Origin of the sequence: Amycolatopsis sp. 195334CR (assembly GCF_017309385.1) — a bacterium.
GTDB lineage: Bacteria > Actinomycetota > Actinomycetes > Mycobacteriales > Pseudonocardiaceae > Amycolatopsis.
On sequence record NZ_JAFJMJ010000004.1, the window covers coordinates 388869 to 407809 of the forward strand.

Genomic DNA, 18941 nt, shown 5'->3' on the forward strand with positions numbered 1-18941 from the left:
GGCGTTCGTCAGGAGGCGCGCTCCAGCCGCAGGGCGCGGGCGGACTGGGCCAGGCACCGGTCGCACGGCATGCCGCGCAGCCCGTCCAGCAGATCCGCCTGCCCGGGCTGGATCACCTCACCGCACAGGGCGCTCAGCTCGGTCGAGCCCGCCGACGCCGGGACGAGGTGGCAGACGCGTCTGGTCTCGCCGACGATGCCCCGCCGCAGGCGAACGATCATCATCGCGGGACCAGGCTCCCGTGCCACGCCATCCATACTGATCAAGGTAGGGCCCGCCCGGCCCAGTTGGCTTCGTGCCAACGGACCAAGGAATCACACCCCGACTGGTTCGAAGAACCGAAAACCGCTAACGGCGGACGACCACGGCGCCGCCCAGCCGGTGGCAGAGGTTCAGCGCCAGCTCCACGTCGAGCCGGTTGTCCGCGACCGGCTTGCCGAGCAGTTCCTGCGCCCGGCGCACGCGGTACTGCACGGAGTTCTTGTGCATGAGCAGGCGCTCCGCCGCGGCGGTGTAGCTGCTGCCGACGGTGAGGAACACGCGCAGGGTCTCGCGCAGGCGTTCGTGCTGCTCGTCGTCGAGCGCCAGCTCGCCCAGGGTTTCCTCGACCCACATGCGGGTGGCGGTGAGGTCCGAGGCCATCAGCGCCATCGCGCCGACGTCGCGGAAGGTCATCGCGCGGTCGCAGTCGTCCCCGGCCGCGACGGCCAGGCCGTGCACGCGGGCCGCCTGCCGGTGGGTCCGCCGGAAGCCCTCGACCCCGCTGCCGGGTTCACCGACGGCGACCCGCACCTGCGCGTCGGCGGCGAGGGCGGCCTCGATCTCCTCGTCGGTCGGCCCGGCGAGTTCGTCGACGGGCAGCCAAACCCAGGCGCACAGCTCGTCGTGGGGCACGAACAGTGGTCGCGGGGCGCCGGGCCGTTTCGCGGTGAACCGGCCGGCGAGCGCTTCCAGTCCGGCGAGCGCGTCCGCCGGTCGCGCGGTCTCGCTGTACCAGGCGACCAGGCCGACGTGGTGGCCGCGCACGCGGTAGGCGAGCGCGGTCTCACTGGCGTCGATGTCGACCACCGCGCCGTCGAGCAGCGAGCGCACCCGCGCCGCGCGCACGGCGCTGCGGTTGAGCAGCCAGGTGTCGCGTTCCTCCTCGTAGGCGGCCACGACCTGCTGGGTGACGCGGTCGATGAAGATCAGCGCGCCGGAGAGCGCCTCGCGGGTCAGCGCGCCGAGTTCGGCGGCGTCGGGGATCTGGCGGGTGCCCTCCTGGATGGCCAGGTCGAGCACCGCCATCTGGCCGAGGTAGTAGGCGCGGATCAGGTCGATCACCGAGGTGCCGCGCTGCGCGAGCCGCCGCGCGTACTCGATCGCGGCGGCCGGCGCCTCGACCCGGGTGGGGTCGATGCCGTGCTGGAAGATGCGCAGGGCGGTGTCGATGTTCTGGTAGACGCTCGCCGAGAGCAGGCTGACCATGCCCTCGTCGTCGTGGACCAGGTGGGGGAGTTCGCGTTCGTAGAGGCTGACCAGTTCGGCGGTCACTTCCGAGGCACGGTCGTTCAGCGCGGTGGCGACACGGGCGAGCCGGTCCGAACGGGGATCCTCCACGTGATCACTCTAGGGCGTTACAGCGGGAATCCGGCTGTAACCTGCCGTTATCGGAGTTCGCTAGCGCGACCGGCCCCGCCGTCGCCAGACGCCGATCCACAGCAGGGCCGAGACCACCGTGCTCGGCGCCACCAGCAGGTAGACCGGCCAGTCGTGGAACCCCGAAATCCACAGCATCGCCGCCACGCCCAGGGAGATCAGCGTCCACATCATCGCCAGCGAACTGCCGTTCCGCCGCCACCGCGCGAGCAACCCCCGCTTCGACTCCCGGCTACTCACCACCACGACCCCCGAACTCCGACATCCCTCGATCGAAGTACCCCGCCGCGTCCGCTTCAACCTCTTTTCCGCCGGAAAGCCGGGAAAGAGGCGCGCTGCCCGGTCGAGCCGGGCCATGCTCGTTCGACGTACCGGCAACGACGAACCGACAAGGAGCTGCCGTGCACCACGTGATCCGTGAACTCCACCCGCCGCAGGGACCGCGCAACGCCCAGTTCATCGGCGAGCCCTACGGCGCCGACATCTCCTTCTTCCTGGTCGACGCCGAACCGGGCCAGGGGCCGCGCCCGCACCGGCACCCGTACCCGGAGACCTGGATCGTCCGGTCCGGGCGCGCCACCTTCTACGCCGAGGGCGACGAGACCGAGGCGGGGCCCGGTGACGTCGTCGTGGTCGGCGCGCACACCCCGCACACCTTCCGCAACAACGGCACCGAGCGCGTGGAACTGGTCTGCATCCACGCCGCCGGTGAGATGAGCACCGAATGGCTCGACAGCACCGACCCCCTGCCCTGACCGGTCAGCTCAGCTCAGACGCCCGCGGTCTGGCTGATCCACGAGCGGCTGCTGGCCACGCTGGCGTAGTTGTTGGTCCCGGTGGGGTTGCTGCCGCCCTGGTTCTGCACGGTCGAGGCGACCCCGACCTGACGGCCGCCGGAGATCTGCGGGCCGCCCGAGTCGCCCTTCCACGCGGCGCCGTTGATGCCGCGGCTCTGGATCGCCGGGCCGCCGTACGCGTCCGTCGAGGTGCCGGTGACCTGCACGTTGGCCGTCTTGAGCACCGGCGAGGCCGGGCCGGTCGGGGTGGTGCGGCCCCAGCCGTAGATCTGGTTGGTGGAGCCGACGGGCGGGTTGGCGTTGCCGAGGGTGATGTAGGTGGTGCTGAACGAGCGCGTCAGGTGCAGCAGCGCCACGTCACCGACCGGTGACACTCTCTGCTGGTCGACGCCGATCTGCGTGCCGGCCCCGAGGGTGTTGCTGCCCACGCGCACGCTCATCGAGCTGCCGAGGCAGTGCTCGGCGGTGAGCACCCACTGCGGGGCGATGATCGTGCCCGAGCAGTTGAAGTTGCCGTTGACGTAGACCTGCGCGCCCCACGGCACCGAGGGGGCGGTGCCGCCGCCGACGATGTTCGGCTGCACCCCGCCCGCGCTCGCGGTGCCGGCGAGCAGGGTCATGGCGAGCGTGGCGGTGGCGGCGGCGAGGGTGCCAAGGGTACGGACTCGGCTCACGGTCGAGGTCCTTTCGGATACCGGGGGAACCGCCGGGATTCCGGCGATGGGCCGGAAAGTAGGCAGGCGGGCGCGGCGCCAGGTACCGACGAAGGTCGGGTGGCGGCGCGGATCCCTACCGAGGAAGGGGGTTTCGCTACCTACTGAATTCGATCACCGGGTGGCGGCCCTTTTACTCAGTAGGGTGGGATGGCGGGCATGACCAGGCTGCCCCACCTCCGGCCCGACGACCTCGACGACGACCAGCGCGCGCTGTACGACGCCATCACCGGCGGCCCGCGCGCGGGCGGCCCGGTCGCGCTGACCGACACCGACGGCCGTCTCGCCGGGCCGTTCAACGCGATGCTCGTCGCGCCGGCGGCCGGTTCGGCGTTGCAGCGGCTGGGCGCGGCCATCCGGTACGAGACCTCGCTGAGCGCGCGCACGCGGGAACTGTCCATTCTCGCCGTCGCGTCGCATTGGGACTCCGCCTTCGAACGCCACGCCCACGAACCCGTCGCGCTCGCGGCCGGGCTGACCGAGCAACAACTGGCGGCGGTCCGCGCGGGAACCCTGCCGGACGGTCTCGACGACACCGAACGGGCCGCGCTGCGGTTCGTCACCGCCCTGCTCCGCGACGGCGATGCCGACGACGAGACCTATGCCGCCACCGTTGCGACCCTCGGTGAACGGACGGTCGTCGAGCTGACCACCCTGGTCGGCTACTACGCCACGCTCGCCCTGCAACTACGTGTCTTCCGGGTGGAGCCCTAGCCGTGGGCGTGCCCCTGCGAGCCGACGCGGCCGGATCCGTCTACCGGGAGTTCGAGGCGGTGACGGACGTCGTCCACTGCACCTGGGAGGGGGTGCCGGGCTGGTCGCGGGTCATCCGCGTGCTGCCGGACGGGTGCGCCGACCTCGTCTGGAACGGGGAACGCCTGTTCGTGACCACCGGCTTCACGCTGATGCGGGTGCCACTGGCCGCACACGGGACCACGGTCGGCCTTCGGTTGCGCTGTGGGGCGGCGGGCGGAGTGCTGCGCAGTGTGGCGAGCGGGGAGCTGGCCGATCTTGTGCCGTCGAGCGCGAAACTGGCCGATGAACTTCAGGCGGCCGAGACCGCCGCCGAACAGCGCCTGCTGTTGGAACGTTTTGTCGCCGGGCGGCTGCGTGCCGGGTTCCGCCCCGATCCCGCACTGCCCGCGGTGGTGCGTGCGCTGGCGGAACCGGACGCGCGGGTCGACCGGGTGGCCGACCGGATCGGCCTGAGCGAGCGGACCCTGCGACGACGGCTCGGCGCCGCGGCCGGATGCGGGCCGAAGGAGGTCCACCGGGTGCTGCGCTTCGCCGCGTTCGTGCGCGGCCTCGGCGATCTGGCGTCGGGCCGCGCGACGCTCTCGTCGGTGGCGGCGGGCCTCGGTTTCGCCGATCAGTCCCACCTCGGCCACGAGTGCGTCCGGCTCTCGGGCTCGTCACCGGCCCGGCTGGTGGCCGCCTACGCACGTCACGACGGCGTGGCCGAAATCCACCAGACTCGCCCGGCCTGAGGGGGCAGGGTCGGCGCATGGAGCCGATCACGCTGTCCGTCCGCCTCGACGACCTGGACACCAACGGGCACGTCCGCGGGCCCGCTTACCTGGTCTACGCCGATCACGCCCGATGGGTGACCGCCGAGGCCGCGGGCGCGGGGCAGGCCCTGCTGAACGCCAGGGGCGTGGGCCCGGTGAACCTGGAGACCACCATCCGGCACCTGGCGGAACTGCGGGCGGGCGACCGGGTCACGATCACCTCGACCTACGAATGGGGGACCGGGAAGACCTCGCGCATCGTGCAGCGGCTGCACCGGCAGGACGGGGTGGCGGTCGCCGAGGTCAGCAGCGTGTGCGGGCTGCTCGACCTCACCGAACGGCGGCTGGTGCCCGATCCCGCCGGGTTCTGGCGCGAGCACGCCACCCGGCCCGGCCTACTGGGACTCGCCTGAGCGCAACCCGGCGACGAGGATCGCGACCAGCCGTCGTTCGTCGTAGGGGAGCGTGCCACCCGCCGCCGCGCACAGCCCGCCGATGCCGCGCATCAGCTCGTAGGGGTCCACATCGGACCGGATCTCGGCCGCGCCGGCGTCGAGCAACGCCCCGCACACGGGCACGAGCCGCTCGAGGAAGTAGGCGTGCAATGGGTCGTAACAGGGATCGTCGGACTGCAGCACCTTGGCCAGACCTTGTTTGGTGACAACGAAATCGACGAAGAGGTCGAGCCAGCTGGCGAGCGCGGCGTACGGGGTGGCGCTGCTCGCCAGCAGCGACGGCCCGGCCTCGGCGAGCGTCTCCACCTGGTGCCGGTAGACGGCGACGATGAGGTCCGCCCGGGTGGGGAAGTGGCGGTAGATCGTGGCCGTGCCGATCCCGGCCCTGGCCGCGATGTCCCGGATCGGCGCCGCCACGCCGGATTCGACAAAAACCGCGGTGGCCGCGTCGAGCAGGTTCGCCGCGTTGCGCCGCGCGTCGGCCCGCTTCGGCCGGGTGCCTGGTCGGTCGTGCACCACACCTCCTCGACTAACCGGGACAGTGTCCCATATATTCGCTGCCATGAACACCACCCCTGTTGTCTCAGTCGGGCCACTGGTGCTGGAAGCGCCGGGTCGCGGGGAAGACCTCCGGGTCCGCGTCTCCGCGCCGGTCACCGGGAACGACCTGCCGATCATCGTCTTCTCCCACGGTTACGGGTCTTCGTTGCACGGCTACGGCCCGCTGGTCGACCACTGGGCGGCTCACGGTTTCGCGGTCGTCCAGCCCACCCACCTCGACTCCCGGACGGTCGGCCTGACGCCGGACGATCCCCGCTCCTCGCGGCTGTGGCGGTTCCGCGTCGAAGACCTCAAGCACGTCCTCGACCACCTCGATGCGCTGGAAGCCGCCGTCCCGGGGCTCGGCGGCAGGCTCGACCGGGACCGCATCGCCGCGGCCGGGCACTCGTTCGGGGGTCAGAGCGCGGGCAACCTGCTGGGCCTGCGGGTGCTCGATCCGGTCGGCGCGGACCTGTCCGATCCGCGGGTGAAGGCGGGCGTGCTGCTCGCCACGGCGGGTACCGGCGGGGCGGATCTGAGCCCGTTGGCGGCCGAGAGGTTCCCGTTCATGAACCCGGATTTCACGCAGATGAGCACGCCGGCGCTGATCGTCGCCGGGGATCTGGACGATTCGCCGCTTTCGGTTCGCGGCCCGGAGTGGCTGACCGACCCGTATTTCCTGAGCCCCGGGGAGAAGAGCCTGCTCACCGTGTTCGGCGGGGAACATTCGCTCGGCGGCATCGCCGGTTACGAGGTCAGGGAGACGACGGACGAGCACCCCGCGCGCGTGGCCATGATCCAGCGCGTCACCACGGCCTACCTCCGGCACGCGCTCGGGATCGAGGGCGAGAGCTGGGCGGCGGCGCGGGAGGCGCTGTCGTCCAGCGAGCTGGGGAAGCTCGAGAGCAAGAGGTGAACATGACTTGGTGACGACTGGGTACCCGCTGGTCATGCCTACTTACGACCACACCGGCACGGTCGACGTACCGGCCGCGGACCTGTTCGGGTACCTGGCGGAGCCGGGCAACCTGCCGGACTTCCTGCCCGCGATGACCGAGGCGCACCGCGAAGGCGGTGGACAGGTGCACGTCGAGGCCGAGGTGCGCGGCGAGCACGTCGAGGGGGAGGCGTGGCTGAAGGTGGACGAGGCCACCCGGACGCTGAGCTGGGGCGCCCCCGGCGACGGCGATTACCACGGTGACCTGCGCGTGACCGAGACCGAGCCGGGCACGAGCGAGGTGACGATCCGGCTGCACACCGAGCGCGCGGGCGGGGAGGAGATCCAGCGGGCGCTGGAGGAAGCGGTGGCCACGCTTTCGCAACGCGCCGCCGCGGAAACCGACCGGGAAGCAGCCGAGCACCAGGAAGGCTGGTCCTGACCAACCGGTGGCCCTGGGCCAACCGGCGGCCTTGACCAACCGGTGGTCCTGGCCAACCGGTGGTCCTGGCCAACCGGTGGTCCTGGCCAACCGGTGGCCCTGACCAACCGGCAGCGCTGACAACCGGCGGCCCTGACCTCCGGGCGGCCGGAGGCGGCGGCCGCCACGCGGCCTGCTGGCGCTCGCGGCCCCCCGGCGGCCGAGGTCAGAGCTGTCACCTGACCTACCGGCGGCTCGCGGCCGCCGCAGCCAGTAGGGCGGCCGCGAACAGCAGGTACGACGGGACCAAGCCACCCGCCGAGCTGAGCGTGCCGCCGATGGCGCGGCCCAGCAGCTGCCCCACACATTCGGCCGTGATCACCGCGGTGGCCAGCTCGGCGGCGCTGAAACCGCTCGAACCCGCGGTGGTCGCCCTGATGTACAGCCCCGGATACGCGAGCCCAACCCCGATACCGCCGACCGCCCAAGCGACCAGCGCGACGGTGAAGGAACCCCCGGTCGCCACCACCGCCGTGCCCAGCGCGGTCAACGCCAACCCGATGGCGGGCAGCCGCTGCTTGGCACCCGCCGAGGTGAACCGGGCGGCCACCAAGCTGGTGATCGCCCAGCCCAGCGGGGCGGCGCTCAGCACGATCGCCGCCTGCCCGAGGCCCAGCTGGAACCCGCTGGTCAGCAACACCGTGATGAGGCTGTCCGCGCCGAAGTAACCGACCGCGAACAACACCATCGCGCCGAGCGCGGCGGGAGTTCCCCGTCGCAGGCGCGCGGTGCCCGCGGGCAGGATCGAGATCATCCCGGCCACCGTGACCACCGTGCCGAGGACGGCCGGCGGCCACCAGCCCGAGCTCAGCACCACCCCGGCCGCGCCGAGCGGGACCAGCAGCGTCCGCCCCAGCGGCCGCGGGGCTTCGTCGCCGGTCCGGTCGTCGCGGACGGCGCGCACCACCAGCAACCGTCCGAAAAGGACGAACGGCACCGGGATCAGCAGCGTCCAGCGCCACCCGGCGAGGTGCTCCAGCCCCAGCGTGGCGGCCGGGCCGACCAGCGCGGGCAGGATCCACATCGCCGACGACGCCGCCACCACCCGGATGCGCAGGCGGTCGTCGAGGTGCCGGATCGCGGAGCTGATGCCGAACACCGCGAGCAGCCCGCTGGCGAGCCCGCCGGTGAACTGCCCCAGCGCGAACATCCACGCCGCCTGGGCGGAGGCGGCCAGCGCGAGCCCGCCGAGGTAGGCGAGCATGCCGGCGGCCAGGGTGCCGCGCGTGCCCAGCCGCCGCAGCACCCGGGAAGCCAGGGGGAGCGCGACGAACAGGCCCAGCGTCGAGCCCGCGATCAGCAGGCCGAGCTCGTTCTCCGCGTCCAGGTCGGCCGCGACCACCGGCAGCAGCGTGGACGCGACGAAGCCGGTGACCGCCGCCGCGAACTCGAGCGCGACGATGCCGACCGCCAGGACCAGCGGCCGGTGCCCGCGCTCAGGTGTAGAGCTCGCGGTCATACAGGTTGATCTGGACCGGCACCCCGTCCGGGTCGCGGACGCGCAGGGAGTGCCCGAAGTTCTCGTCGATCACCGGCCCCGGTTCGAACCCGGCCGCCCGCAGGCGCGCCGCGACGTCTTCGAGCGGTTCGTTCGCCTCGAAGGCCACCTCGCACCGGCCCGCGTCCTCGGCGGCGCCGCGGTGGAGGGCCAGCATGCCACCGTCGGCGGGCAGTTCGACCCAGCCGCCGGGGCGGGAGACCGGCCCGATTCGCAGGCCCAGCACCTCGTAGAACCGCGTCAACGCCGCGACGTCCTCGCTGTAGCGGATCGGCATCACCCGCATCACGCTCGCTCCTCACTGGTCGAACCGCGCTGCCGCAGGTACTCCTCCAGCACCCGCTCGACGAACGCCGACAGCGACTCGTCGGCCTCGACGGACGCGTGCTTCACCCGCCGGACGAGGTCAGGCGGCAGGTAGACGCTGAACTGCCGTTTGGCGACCTTGGTCATGCTCACATGCTAGCAAATGAGCATGCGTGCACGAGTAGGGTGCGAGCCATGGTGGAAGTGATCGGGGCGGGGTTCGGCCGGACCGGCACCACGTCGTTGCACGCCGCGCTGGAGGCGCTGGGGTACGCGCCGTGTCACCACATGCGGGAGGTGCTCGGCGATCCGGCGGCCACCGCGGCGTGGACGGCGGCACTGCGCGGGGACCGCGACGCGCTGCGCACGGCGGTCGCGGGTTATCGGGCCACTTTGGACTTCCCGGGGTGCCTGCTGTGGCGCGAGCTGAGGGAACTCTTCCCGGACGCCAAGGTGCTGCTCAGCGTCCGCGAGCCGGGGAGCTGGTACCGCAGCGCGGTCGAAACGATCTTCAACCCGGTGATGCGCGAGGTCACCGCGAAACTCGGCGGCGGGACCGACGAGATGATGGCGGCCCTCGCCGAACGCGGCTTCGGCCACTTCGGCGAGGAGGAGACGATCGCCTGGTTCCTCCGGCACAACGAGGAGGTCCAGGCCGCGGTCCCGGCGGACAGGCTGCTCGTCTACCGGGTCACTGAGGGTTGGGAGCCGCTGTGCGCGTTCCTCGGCGTCCCGGTCCCGGCGGAACCGTTCCCCAGGTCCAACGACGCGGCCGACTTCACCGGCACCGTCGACCGCTTCCTCCGCGAACCGGGCTGACCCGGGCGCACACCGCGCGGCCGTTACAGTGGCCGCCGAAGGCGGGAGGGCGGTTGTGGACTTCGGAGTGCTGGGCCCGCTGACCGCGTCGCGGGCGGGGCTGGCGCTGGAGCTCGGCACGCCGAAGGGACGGTTGCTCCTGGCGGTCCTGTTGAGCCGTCCCGGGCGGCTGGTCGCCGAGGACGCGCTGGCCGACGCGCTCTGGGGCGAGGACCCGCCGAAGAGCGCCGCCAAGAACGTGCAGACCTACGTCCACCGGCTCCGGCAGCGGCTGGGCGATCCGGACCGCATCGTCCGGGAGGGCGCCGGTTACCTGGTGCGGGCCGCCCGCGACGAGCTGGACTCGGCCCGTTTCGAGGATCTCGCGGGGCGCGCCCGGGCGGCCGAGGATCCCGCGGAAGCCCGCAGGCTCTTCGGGGAGGCGCTGGTGCTCTGGCGTGGACCCGCGTTCGACGGCTTCGCCGACGTGCCCGCGCTGACCGCGGAGGCCGCCCGCCTCGACGAACTGCGGCTCGGCGTGCTCGAAGAGCGGATCGACGTCGACCTCCGGCTCGGCCGCCACGGCGAACTGCTCGGTGAGCTGACGGCGCTGACGATGCAGCATCCGCTGCGCGAACGGATGTGGGCCCAGCTCATGCTCGCGCTCTACCGCGACGGCAGGCGGGCGGACGCGCTGCAGGCCTATCTCCAGGTCCGTACCGTGCTGGCCGAGGAAACCGGCGTGGAACCGGGGCAGCAACTGCGGGAACTGCACCGGGTCGTGCTCGGCGACGAGTCCACAGTAGACACAGCGGCGCCGGAGACCGGCATCGTCCGGATGCTGCCGCCCGCCCTCGGCGACTTCACCGGCCAACGGGCGGAACTGGCCCGGATCGAGGAGGTGCTCCGCACCGGGCGCGCCGCCGAGGAACCGGCCGCGGTGGTGACCATCTCGGGCACCGGCGGGATCGGCAAGACCGCGCTCGTGGTGCAGGCCGCGCACCGCCTCCGCCCCGTCTATCCCGACGGGCAGTTGTTCGCGGCGCTGGCCGGGGCCCGTGCCCAGCCGGTCGATCCGGCCGCGGTGCTCGGGCGGTTCCTCCGCGCGCTGGGCGTGCCCGCCACCGCGGTGCCCGACGACCAGGAGGAGCGTGTCGCGCTCTACCGGGGCTTGCTGGCGGAACGCCGGATCCTGGTGGTGCTCGACGACGCGCTCGACGAGGAGCAGCTGGCACCCCTGATGCCCGCGAGCGGGACCTGCGGGGTGCTCGTCACCGCCCGCGTGCGGCTGGGCGGTCTCGGTGGCGCGCACCGGATCGAGCTCCGCGAGATGTCCGAAGTGGACAGTGTGGCGATGCTGCGCCACAGCGACCGGCTGACCTCGGCGAGCCAGGCGGAACTGGCCGAGCTGGTGCGGTTGTGCGCGCGGCTGCCGCTCGCGCTGCGGATCGCCGGTTCGCTGCTGGTGTCGCGACCGCACTGGCGGCTCGCGGACCTCGTGTCGCGGCTGGCGGACGAGCAGCACCGGCTGGACGCGCTGCGGTACCGCGATCTCGAGGTGCGGGCCAGTTTCGGGCTGAGCTACCAGGGCCTGCGGCCCGAGGCGCGGCGGCTGTTCCGGCTGCTCGGGCTCCTGGAGGCACCCGATTTCCCGCTCTGGGCGGCGGCCGCCGCGCTCGACGCCGAACTGCGCACCGCGCGGGAACTGCTCGACGAACTGGTCGACGTCCACCTGCTCGACGTCACCGGCACACCGCAGGGCCAGGCGCGGTACGGCTTCCACGACCTGGTGCGCGCCTACGCGAGGGAACGCGCGGAGGCGGAGGACCCGGTCCGGGACCGGCACGAGGCCGTGGGCCGTGTCCTGGCCGCCCTGCTCGTCTTCACCGACATCGCCGACCGCGATCACATGGGGGAGAACATCTTCGAGCGGGAGGCGGCCCGGTGGCGGCCCGAGCGGGTGGCGGCGAGCCTGCCGCCCGCGGTCCCGCCGGTGAAGCTGCTCGACGCGGAGCGCGTCCCGCTGGTGGCGGGGGTGCGGCAGGCCGCGGACCTGGGCTGGAACGAGCTGTGCTGGGAGCTGGCCGTCGGCGGGCAGGCGTTGTTCGAGACCGAGCGGTACTTCGACGACTGGCAGGAGTGCTACGACATCGCGATGGCGCTGGCGACGGCGGCGGGCAACGTGCGCGGCCGGGCCAGGTTGCTCATTTCGATGGCCGGCCTGCGGTACACCCGGCGCCGGTACGGTCCGTCCGAGGAGGCCAACACCGAGGCGATGCGCCTGTTCGAGCAGGCCGGTGACCAGCGCGGGTACCTGGAGGCGCTGACCAACGCGCCGTTCTTCCTGGTGCCCGGCGGGCGGTTGACCGAGGCGGTCGTGGCGGGCCGCGAGGCCTTCGAACGACTCGACGCCGCCGGGCAGGCCGCGGCGGCGCTGCACGCGTACTCCCAGGTCGGCCTCGCTCACCTGCAGGCGGGGCAACCGGAAGCCGCGGTGGAGGTGCTCACCGAGATCGTCGCCGGGGCGCGGAAACTGGGGATCCGGACGCTGATCGCGCGGGACACCTACTGGCTCGGCCAGGCGCACCTCGCGTGCGGGAGGCAGGCGGAGGCCGAGGAGGCGTTCACCGAGCTGATCGAGTTCGCCGGGGACATCGGGTCGTCGGGCGGGGTCTACACGGCGCACGCCTGGGGATGTCTCCATCTGGCCAGGGGCGAGTACGGCGAGGCGCGCTCACGCCTGCGCGAAGCCGTAGCGGCCGCGCAGGCCCTGCACGACCCCATGTTCGAGACCCGGGTGTTCACCGATCTGCTGGATCCGCGCCTGTACGCCGACCACGAGTTGCCCGCCGCGATCGGCGAGGGGGAACACGCGGTCGCGGTGGCTCGCGGCATCGACTACCCGTACCTGCTCGCGGGCGTGCTGGACCAGCTCGCCCGGCTGCGGGCGGCGGCGGGCGACGAGGAGGCGGCGCGCCACCTCGCGGGCGAAGCGGCCGCGGTGCGCGCCAAGATCCGCTGACCCGGCGTATACCAGCCGTATTCCGGGCCCTGCGATCGTGCGCGGCGTCGAACGTTCGAAGCCGCCCGTTTCCCGGCGGCCCTGGTCAATGCAGTGAGGTAGTTGTGCACAAGGGACGGATCGTTTTCGCGGCCGCGCTGGCCACCATCGGGTTCGGGCTCTCGGCCTGTGGCAGCGAGCCCGCCCCGCCGAAGGCCCCGCCGACGCCGCCCCCGGCCGCGCCCGCGCCGAGCAGCGAGCCCGCGGACGACGCTGGTGCCGCGCCGGTCGACGGTGAGGTCACCGCGCCGGGCACGAAGCTCAAGCTCGGGGAGCGCGCGGTGCTGCCGTTCGAGTACACGAAGCAGAAGAAGGGGACCATCGCCGTGACGGTCACGGCGATCGAGAAGGGCAGTGAGGCCGACATGGCCGCCTTCGGGGAGAAGGCGAAGGGGATGACGCCGTACTTCCTCAAGATGAAGGTGGAGAACGTCGGCGGTACCGACTTGGCGCACGCGTCGCTGAAGCTGAACGGCGTGCTGGAAGGCGGCAGCGGTACCGGGGTGGTGCTGATCGGCGACATCCCCGGCAAGTGCGACAACGAGACCGCGCCGGCGAAGTTCACCACGAAGGGCGCGTCCTACGAGACGTGCTCGCTCAGCGCCACCAAGGACAAGCCCGTCACCGCCGTCGAATTCGACGAGGGCGACGCGTACCAGGACGGTCCGGTCGTCTGGACCAGTTGAGCCCGCTGGAAGCCGTTACCGGCTCCCCCGGAGGTGGCGGGCGAGGAACCGTTCCAGCGTGCGGTACAGCTCGATGTTGCTGTCCGGGTTGACGAACCAGTGGCCCTCCCGCTCGTTGAGCAGGTACTCCACCTCGCCGCCCCGGGCACGCAGCGCCTCGGCCACCCGGTCGGAGTGGCGCCGGTGGACGCGGACATCGTTGGCACCGTGGACGAGCAGCATCGGCGCGGTGATGTCACCGACCCGGCTGATCGGCGACCGGGCGAGCATGTCGGCTTCCTGCGCCGGGTCCTCGGGGTCACCGATGTAGCGCAGGTACGAGTTCTGCACGGCACGCCGCGCGAACGGGACGACCGACCGCACGAGGTCGGTGAGGTCGGACATGCCGGTGTAGCTGGCCGCCGCGGCGAATCGGTCCGGGGTGAACGCGGCCCCGACGAGTGCGGCGTAACCACCGTAGGAAGAGCCGTAGATCGCGACGCGGCCGGGATCGGTGTAGCCCTGCGCGATCGCCCAGTCCAGCGCGTCGATCACGTCGTCGTGCATGCGGCCGGCGAACTGGCCGATCGCGGCCTGGGTGAACGCCTTGCCATACCCGGTGGAGCCGCGGAAGTTCACCTGCAGCACCGCGTAACCGCGGTTGGCCAGCAGCTGGACCTCCGGGTCGTAGCACCAGCTGTCGCGGTACCACGGACCACCGTGCAGCAACACCACCGTCGGCAGGCCGCGGGGCTCGGCGCCGACCGGGAGGGTGAGGTGGCAGGGCAGCGCCAGGCCGTCGCGGGCGGACACCGTAACCGGGGTGACCGCGGCCAGTTGCGCCGGGTCCAGATGCGGGTACGGGCGGAACAGCCGCCGGGCCGTTCCGGTGGTGTGGTCGTAGAACCAGGTGACACCGGGGTCGCGGTCGTGGGTGAAGTCCACCACCCAGCGCCGGCCGGCGTCGTCGCAGGACACGTGGGCGAGGTCGCCGTCGGACAGCTCGGCCAGTCGCGGCAGCACCTCGGCGAAGTGCGGGTCGAGGGCGTGGATCTCCTGCCGGGCACCGAGGTACCGGGCGCCGAGCAGGTCGCCGGTGGCCTGGTTCAGGATCAGCGAGGACGGGAAGCGGGGGTCGGCCTCCGGCCGCGGGGTGTCCAGGTCGAACCCGGGGCGGCTGTCCACTCCGGACTGTTCGCCGGTGTCGAGGTCCAGCCGCACCAGGCGGATGTGGTCCGAACCACGCGGCGAACCGATCCACAACCCCGTTCCGTCGGGGGTGGGCACGCAGGGGTTGACGCCGAAGGGGTGGTCGAGCCCGGAGAACCGGGCGATCAACCGCGGCGCCCCGGCCGAGAACTCCGACAGCAGGTGATCACCGTCGTCGGCCATGCGGTAGGCGAGGATCCGGCCACCCGGCGCGCAGAGCCAGGAGGTGACGTCACCGGGGTTCTCGGCGAGCAACGTCATCCGGGCCGTGCCGAGGTCGATTTCGTGCAGGTCGATCAGCTCGGGCCGGCGCGCGTTGAACTGGACGACGACCGTGCCGGGCCGGTCCGCGCGGAACTGGGTGCCCAGCACGCGTGCCCCGTCGACCGGGGTCAGATCCACCGCGGGCTCGTCGGGCCGGGCGGGGTCGATCCGGTGCAGGTGGGCGTTCTCGTCGCCGTCGGTGTCCTGGGTGAAGAGCAGGTACCGGGAGTCGGGGGTCCAGAAGAACGTGTCGATGCTGCGGTGGTCGTCGGCGGTGACGCGCCGGGACGCCGGGTCGTCGGTCGCGCTGGTTTCCGGCCAGTCACCCGCCAGGTCACGAACGAACACGTTGAGCCGGTCGCGCCACGGGGCGAGGTAGGCGACCTTCGTGCCGTCGGGGGAGAGCTGGGCACGGCTGCGGGCGGGCGGGCGGAAGAACTCTTCGACGGTGATCGGCTTGGGCGTCATGCCGGGCCTCCGGGATCGGTGGTGCGGACACCCCCGAGTTCAAACCCCGACGTCGCGTCGTACTCAAGTCCGGCAGGCGTGATCCACGCCATACCCGGTCAAGCTCCGCCGGGCTGCTCCAGCCGTTGTCCGACCCGGCGCAGGACGCGGTGCTGCACCGGCCGGAGGTTCTGCTCGCTGAGTTCGTCCAGCAGCGCGGCCGCTCGCCCGTCGAGCCGGGCGAGCTCGGTCAGCCCCGCCGTCATCGGTCCCAGCAGGGCGACCAGATCGTCGACGAGCTGGGCGACTTCGTCTTCGGGCGGGTCGGCATCGAGGGCGTAGAACCGCGCGGTGAGCGGAGCGACGGCCGACGTCCCGGCGGTGAGCAGGGTGATCAGTTCCGCGTGGCCCGCCTCGTCGAGCAGGTGCGCGACGAGCAGCAGCTGTTCGTGCTCGTACCGCGCCATGGATTCTTCCGGCGAGGAGCGGAACGCCGCCAGATCCGGGGGCAGATCCGGCGGGGATCCGGTGCGGCGCAGCACGGCGATGTTCTCCCGCCGCGCCGTGAGCCGCTCGATCTCGGCCGCGGCGTCCCGGTCGAGATCGTCGAGCAGCCGCTCGGCGGCGGCCGGATCGTCCAGCACGGCGGGTATCTCGGACAGCGGGACGCCGAGGGCGGTCAGCCGGGTGATGCGCAGGAGCCGGACCAGGTGGCCCACGTCGTAGTGCCGGTAACCGCCCGCCGACCGCGGTGGCTCGGGCAGCAGCCCGATCTGGTGGTAGTGGCGCAGCGTGCGGACGGTGACGCCGGCCACCTCGGCGAGTTCACCGCTGAGCACTCGGTCCACCCCTCCGGCCGCGCGTCACGAGTCGGGGTCGCTCAGCCACTTGTTGCGTTCCGCGCACCGCCGGGCGGTTTCGACCACCCCGGCGATGGCGGGTGACGGGTCGTTCGCGGGCCACAGCACGGAGAGTTCGGCCATGATCGGCGGATCGACGACGTCGCGGAGCACGATGCCGTTGCTGGTCTTGGCGGCGTGCTCGGCGAACGACGCCGGGGCCAGGCTGATCTCGTTCCCGCTGGAGAGCCGGGCGAGCATGACGTTCACCGGTGGGGCGTCGAAGGCGCAGATCTCCGGGGTGAAGCCCGCTTCCTGGCACGCGGCGACGATGCTGTCGTAGTACGCCGGGGCGAGGTGGCGGGCGAACAGCAGCAGGGTCTCGCCGCGCAGGGACGCCACCGGGATCCTCGGCGCGTCGGCGAGGCGGTGGCGGGCGCTGAGGACCGCGGCAACGGGCTCTTCGCGGAGGAGTTCGCCGCTGACGCCGTCGACCGGCGGCGGTGAAAGAGCGAGACCGACGTCCAGGTCACCGGAGCGCAGGCGGTCGGGGATCTCGGAGCTGTAGTACTCCCGGGCGTCGACCATGAAGTCGGGGTGGTCCTCCCGCAGCGCGTCCAGGAGCGCGGTGAGCGTGTCGAAGCTGGTCACCGGGGTGTAGCCGAGCCGGATGGTGGTGGCGATCCCGGCGCCGGACAACCGGGTGAGCTGCACGGCGTCCTCCAGCGCCGCGAGCACCTTCGGCGCCTCGCGAGCCAGCGTCCGGCCCGCGGCGGTGAGGTGCACGTTCCGGCTCGACCGCACGAACAGCGGGGTGCCGAGGGTGTCCTCGAGCTTGCGGATCTGGTGGCTCAGCGAGGGCTGGGCGATGTAGAGCCGCGTGGCCGCGCGGCCGAAGTGGAGTTCCTCGGCTACGGCCAGGAAGTAGCGGAGGACGCGGGGGCTGATATCGATAGACGAATCCTACCGCTGGCGGGCGGGACAAGTCTTGGACGCCCGCTCCGGGACCGCCATAGAGTCGTCCTCGCGCCGGGGAACAGTCCACTGTGTCCCCGTCGATCCTGGTCAGAGCCGGTTTCCGGGCGGGTGCCCGGCCGGCGAACCACCTCCACCCGTTCTCGCGAGGAATCAAGCATGGACATCACCGTGATCGGTCGCGGCAATCTCGGCGGCGGCCTGGCCCGCCTGTGGGCACGGGCCGGGCACCGGGTGACGCAGCTGGGACGCGGAGGCGGCGAGGCAGGCGCCTCGGACGTGGTGCTGCTCGCCGTCCCCGGCACCGCGGTCGAGGCGGCTCTGTCGTCGGTCGCCGGGCTCGAGGGCAAACCGGTGCTCGACGCCACGAACCTCTACGGCGGTGCCCGGCCACCCGCCGGGTTCCCGTCCAACGCCGAGTACGTCAAGTCGGTGACGGGCGGGCCGACGGCGAAGGCGTTCAGCACCAACTTCGCCTCGCTGTTCGGGCGGATCGCCGAAGCCCGCGTGCGCCCGGGCAACCTCTGGTCCGGTGACGACGAAGCCGGGGACCTGGTCGAGCGGCTCAGCCTCGACGCCGGGTACGAGGCGGTCCGCCTCGGCGACCTGAGCCTGGCCGCCACGCAGGAAGGCCTGGCCGGTCCGATCTTCGCGATCGCGCAGGCCGGGCTCGGCCAGTTCGTCTACCGGATGGCCGCACCGGAACAGCTCTGACCACCGAACGCCCACCCCGACACGCAGAAGGAAACCACGTGACGCGCACCGCCAAGACCGGACTCGAAGCTCTGCTCACGCCCGAGGAGAGCGTCCTGGTGCTCATCGACCACCAGCCCTACCAGTTCACCAACCTCCAGAGCCACGACTCCACGGTGATCGTCAACAACGTGGTCGGGCTGGCCAAGCTCGCCAAGGCCTTCGGCGTGCCCACCGTGCTGACCACGGTGATCGAGGAACGCGGCGGTTGCCTGATCAAGGCACTGCAGGACGTCTTCCCCGAGCAGAAGCCGATCAACCGCACGTTCATCAACACCTGGGAAGACCGCCGGGTGGTCGACGCGGTGGCGGAGACGGGCCGCAAGAAGCTGGTGATCGCCGGGCTGTGGACGGAGATCTGCGTGGCCATGCCCGCGATCCAGGCGCTGGGGGATGGCTACGACGTCTTTGTCGTCACCGACGCCTGCGGTGGGGTCAGCGCCGAAGCGCACGACATGGCGGTGCGCCGGATGGAGCAGGCCGGGGTGGTGCCCATCACCTGGATGGCCGTGTCCGGGGAATGGCAGCGCGACTGGGCTCGTGAGGCCACGGTGGCCGAGCTCGCCGAGATCGTCCAGGAACACGGTGGTGCCAGCGGGATCGCCTACGCGTGGGAACTGCAGCTGCTGGCCACCGGCGGAACTGCCGCGGGGAAAGTCCAGTGACGCAGGGATTGACTGACAACACTGGCGCGGCCGTGACTGTGCGGATCGCCGCCGCCGACCCGCACAGCTCGTACACGGTGACCTTGGCCGATGGCTTGCCCGCCGGCCGGGCCGACTTCGTCGACTCTCCCGAGGGGGAGCGGATCTTCTTCCACACCGAGGTGGCCCCGGAGTTCGGCGGGCGGGGCCTGGCCGGGGTGCTGGTGCGTGAGGCGCTCGCCGACAGCATCCGCCAGAACCTCACCGTCGTGCCCGTGTGCCCGCTGTTCGCCCGCCACCTGATCAAGCACGGCGACGAATTCCGGGCGGACGGTGGCGTGTTCCGCCGTGCGGCACCCGCGGACGCCGCACTGGTCGCGCGCGTCACCCAGAGATGACCACCGAAAGAGGAA

At 72.1% G+C, this 18941-nt stretch carries 23 protein-coding genes; 12 read left to right on the forward strand and 11 right to left on the reverse strand.

All coding sequences use genetic code 11. From position 1 onward, the window contains the following. Positions 1 to 8: 8 nt before the first annotated feature. From JYK18_RS45590 to JYK18_RS45600, 3 genes are all read right to left on the reverse strand, one after another. Positions 9 to 257: a hypothetical protein gene (locus tag JYK18_RS45590; RefSeq protein ID WP_374195127.1), complete on the reverse strand. Its 249-nt coding sequence runs from the start codon at positions 255 to 257 to the stop codon at positions 9 to 11. Between the two features lie 91 nt (positions 258 to 348). Beyond that, positions 349 to 1599 (reverse strand): CdaR family transcriptional regulator, encoded by a 1251-nt coding sequence (locus JYK18_RS45595; RefSeq protein WP_206810547.1) that lies wholly within the window; start codon positions 1597 to 1599, stop codon positions 349 to 351. A gap of 60 nt (positions 1600 to 1659) precedes the next feature. After that, positions 1660 to 1878, reverse strand: a complete 219-nt coding sequence (locus JYK18_RS45600; protein WP_206810857.1) for a hypothetical protein — start codon at positions 1876 to 1878, stop codon at positions 1660 to 1662. Positions 1879 to 2039: 161 nt separating this feature from the next. Here JYK18_RS45600 and JYK18_RS45605 point away from each other — a divergent pair, with 161 nt between their 5' ends. Further along, the gene (locus tag JYK18_RS45605; protein ID WP_206810548.1) at positions 2040 to 2393 is read left to right on the forward strand and encodes a cupin domain-containing protein; all 354 of its coding nucleotides are present in this window, start codon (positions 2040 to 2042) and stop codon (positions 2391 to 2393) included. Positions 2394 to 2407: 14 nt separating this feature from the next. Here JYK18_RS45605 and JYK18_RS45610 read toward each other — a convergent pair whose 3' ends face one another. Next, positions 2408 to 3109, reverse strand: a complete 702-nt coding sequence (locus tag JYK18_RS45610) for a DUF1986 domain-containing protein (RefSeq protein WP_206810550.1) — start codon at positions 3107 to 3109, stop codon at positions 2408 to 2410. 198 nt (positions 3110 to 3307) lie between these two features. Here JYK18_RS45610 and JYK18_RS45615 point away from each other — a divergent pair, with 198 nt between their 5' ends. The 3 genes from JYK18_RS45615 to JYK18_RS45625 are packed head-to-tail and all read left to right on the forward strand — an operon-like array spanning position 3308 to position 5069. Further along, positions 3308 to 3862, forward strand: a complete 555-nt coding sequence (locus tag JYK18_RS45615; RefSeq protein ID WP_206810552.1) for a carboxymuconolactone decarboxylase family protein — start codon at positions 3308 to 3310, stop codon at positions 3860 to 3862. 2 nt (positions 3863 to 3864) lie between these two features. Continuing rightward, positions 3865 to 4635 carry an AraC family transcriptional regulator gene (locus JYK18_RS45620; RefSeq protein WP_206810554.1) on the forward strand — a complete coding sequence of 257 codons (771 nt, stop codon included), beginning with the start codon at positions 3865 to 3867 and terminating at the stop codon, positions 4633 to 4635. A gap of 17 nt (positions 4636 to 4652) precedes the next feature. Beyond that, a complete protein-coding gene (locus tag JYK18_RS45625; protein ID WP_206810555.1) occupies positions 4653 to 5069 on the forward strand; it encodes a thioesterase family protein in 417 nt (138 codons plus the stop codon). Here JYK18_RS45625 and JYK18_RS45630 read toward each other — a convergent pair. Beyond that, entirely contained in the window at positions 5052 to 5627 is a 576-nt protein-coding gene (locus tag JYK18_RS45630; RefSeq protein ID WP_307796375.1) for a TetR/AcrR family transcriptional regulator, read from the reverse strand. The genes JYK18_RS45625 and JYK18_RS45630 overlap by 18 nt on opposite strands. Before the next feature lie 46 nt (positions 5628 to 5673). Here JYK18_RS45630 and JYK18_RS45635 point away from each other — a divergent pair, with 46 nt between their 5' ends. Both JYK18_RS45635 and JYK18_RS45640 read left to right on the forward strand, forming a co-directional pair. Further along, positions 5674 to 6567, forward strand: coding sequence for an alpha/beta fold hydrolase (locus JYK18_RS45635; RefSeq protein ID WP_206810557.1), 894 nt, complete (start codon positions 5674 to 5676; stop codon positions 6565 to 6567). A gap of 34 nt (positions 6568 to 6601) precedes the next feature. Continuing rightward, positions 6602 to 7030 (forward strand): SRPBCC family protein, encoded by a 429-nt coding sequence (locus tag JYK18_RS45640; protein WP_206810558.1) that lies wholly within the window; start codon positions 6602 to 6604, stop codon positions 7028 to 7030. Between the two features lie 223 nt (positions 7031 to 7253). Here JYK18_RS45640 and JYK18_RS45645 read toward each other — a convergent pair whose 3' ends face one another. The 3 genes from JYK18_RS45645 to JYK18_RS45655 are packed head-to-tail and all read right to left on the reverse strand — an operon-like array spanning position 7254 to position 9020. Next, on the reverse strand, positions 7254 to 8528 hold the full coding sequence (locus JYK18_RS45645) for an MFS transporter (RefSeq protein WP_206810559.1): 1275 nt from the start codon (positions 8526 to 8528) through the stop codon (positions 7254 to 7256). After that, on the reverse strand, positions 8506 to 8853 hold the full coding sequence (locus JYK18_RS45650; protein ID WP_206810560.1) for a VOC family protein: 348 nt from the start codon (positions 8851 to 8853) through the stop codon (positions 8506 to 8508). The genes JYK18_RS45645 and JYK18_RS45650 overlap by 23 nt, the downstream gene beginning before the upstream one ends. Beyond that, positions 8853 to 9020 carry a ribbon-helix-helix protein, CopG family gene (locus JYK18_RS45655; protein ID WP_206810562.1) on the reverse strand — a complete coding sequence of 56 codons (168 nt, stop codon included), beginning with the start codon at positions 9018 to 9020 and terminating at the stop codon, positions 8853 to 8855. The genes JYK18_RS45650 and JYK18_RS45655 overlap by 1 nt, the downstream gene beginning before the upstream one ends. A gap of 48 nt (positions 9021 to 9068) precedes the next feature. Here JYK18_RS45655 and JYK18_RS45660 point away from each other — a divergent pair, with 48 nt between their 5' ends. The 3 genes from JYK18_RS45660 to JYK18_RS45670 all read left to right on the forward strand — a co-directional run bounded on the left by JYK18_RS45660 (position 9069) and on the right by JYK18_RS45670 (position 13418). Then, the gene (locus tag JYK18_RS45660; RefSeq protein ID WP_206810564.1) at positions 9069 to 9692 is read left to right on the forward strand and encodes a sulfotransferase family protein; all 624 of its coding nucleotides are present in this window, start codon (positions 9069 to 9071) and stop codon (positions 9690 to 9692) included. Positions 9693 to 9747: 55 nt separating this feature from the next. After that, positions 9748 to 12693 (forward strand): AfsR/SARP family transcriptional regulator, encoded by a 2946-nt coding sequence (locus tag JYK18_RS45665; RefSeq protein WP_206810566.1) that lies wholly within the window; start codon positions 9748 to 9750, stop codon positions 12691 to 12693. A gap of 104 nt (positions 12694 to 12797) precedes the next feature. Then, positions 12798 to 13418: a hypothetical protein gene (locus JYK18_RS45670; RefSeq protein WP_206810568.1), complete on the forward strand. Its 621-nt coding sequence runs from the start codon at positions 12798 to 12800 to the stop codon at positions 13416 to 13418. Between the two features lie 15 nt (positions 13419 to 13433). Here the strand turns inward: JYK18_RS45670 and JYK18_RS45675 are convergent, their stop codons facing one another. The 3 genes from JYK18_RS45675 to JYK18_RS45685 all read right to left on the reverse strand — a co-directional run bounded on the left by JYK18_RS45675 (position 13434) and on the right by JYK18_RS45685 (position 17110). After that, positions 13434 to 15338 (reverse strand): S9 family peptidase, encoded by a 1905-nt coding sequence (locus tag JYK18_RS45675; RefSeq protein ID WP_206810570.1) that lies wholly within the window; start codon positions 15336 to 15338, stop codon positions 13434 to 13436. A gap of 98 nt (positions 15339 to 15436) precedes the next feature. Beyond that, the gene (locus tag JYK18_RS45680; protein ID WP_206810572.1) at positions 15437 to 16156 is read right to left on the reverse strand and encodes a MerR family transcriptional regulator; all 720 of its coding nucleotides are present in this window, start codon (positions 16154 to 16156) and stop codon (positions 15437 to 15439) included. Positions 16157 to 16180: 24 nt separating this feature from the next. Beyond that, positions 16181 to 17110: a LysR substrate-binding domain-containing protein gene (locus tag JYK18_RS45685; protein WP_307796388.1), complete on the reverse strand. Its 930-nt coding sequence runs from the start codon at positions 17108 to 17110 to the stop codon at positions 16181 to 16183. 180 nt (positions 17111 to 17290) lie between these two features. On the opposite strand from JYK18_RS45685, the gene JYK18_RS45690 reads away from it, so the two are divergent. Genes JYK18_RS45690 through JYK18_RS45700 form a run of 3 tightly spaced genes read left to right on the forward strand, consistent with a single transcriptional unit; the run spans position 17291 to position 18926 of the window. Beyond that, positions 17291 to 17845, forward strand: a complete 555-nt coding sequence (locus JYK18_RS45690) for an NADPH-dependent F420 reductase (RefSeq protein ID WP_206810576.1) — start codon at positions 17291 to 17293, stop codon at positions 17843 to 17845. Positions 17846 to 17883: 38 nt separating this feature from the next. Continuing rightward, entirely contained in the window at positions 17884 to 18549 is a 666-nt protein-coding gene (locus JYK18_RS45695; protein ID WP_206810577.1) for a hydrolase, read from the forward strand. Between the two features lie 32 nt (positions 18550 to 18581). Next, positions 18582 to 18926: a GNAT family N-acetyltransferase gene (locus tag JYK18_RS45700; protein ID WP_307796376.1), complete on the forward strand. Its 345-nt coding sequence runs from the start codon at positions 18582 to 18584 to the stop codon at positions 18924 to 18926. Positions 18927 to 18941: the final 15 nt, after the last annotated feature.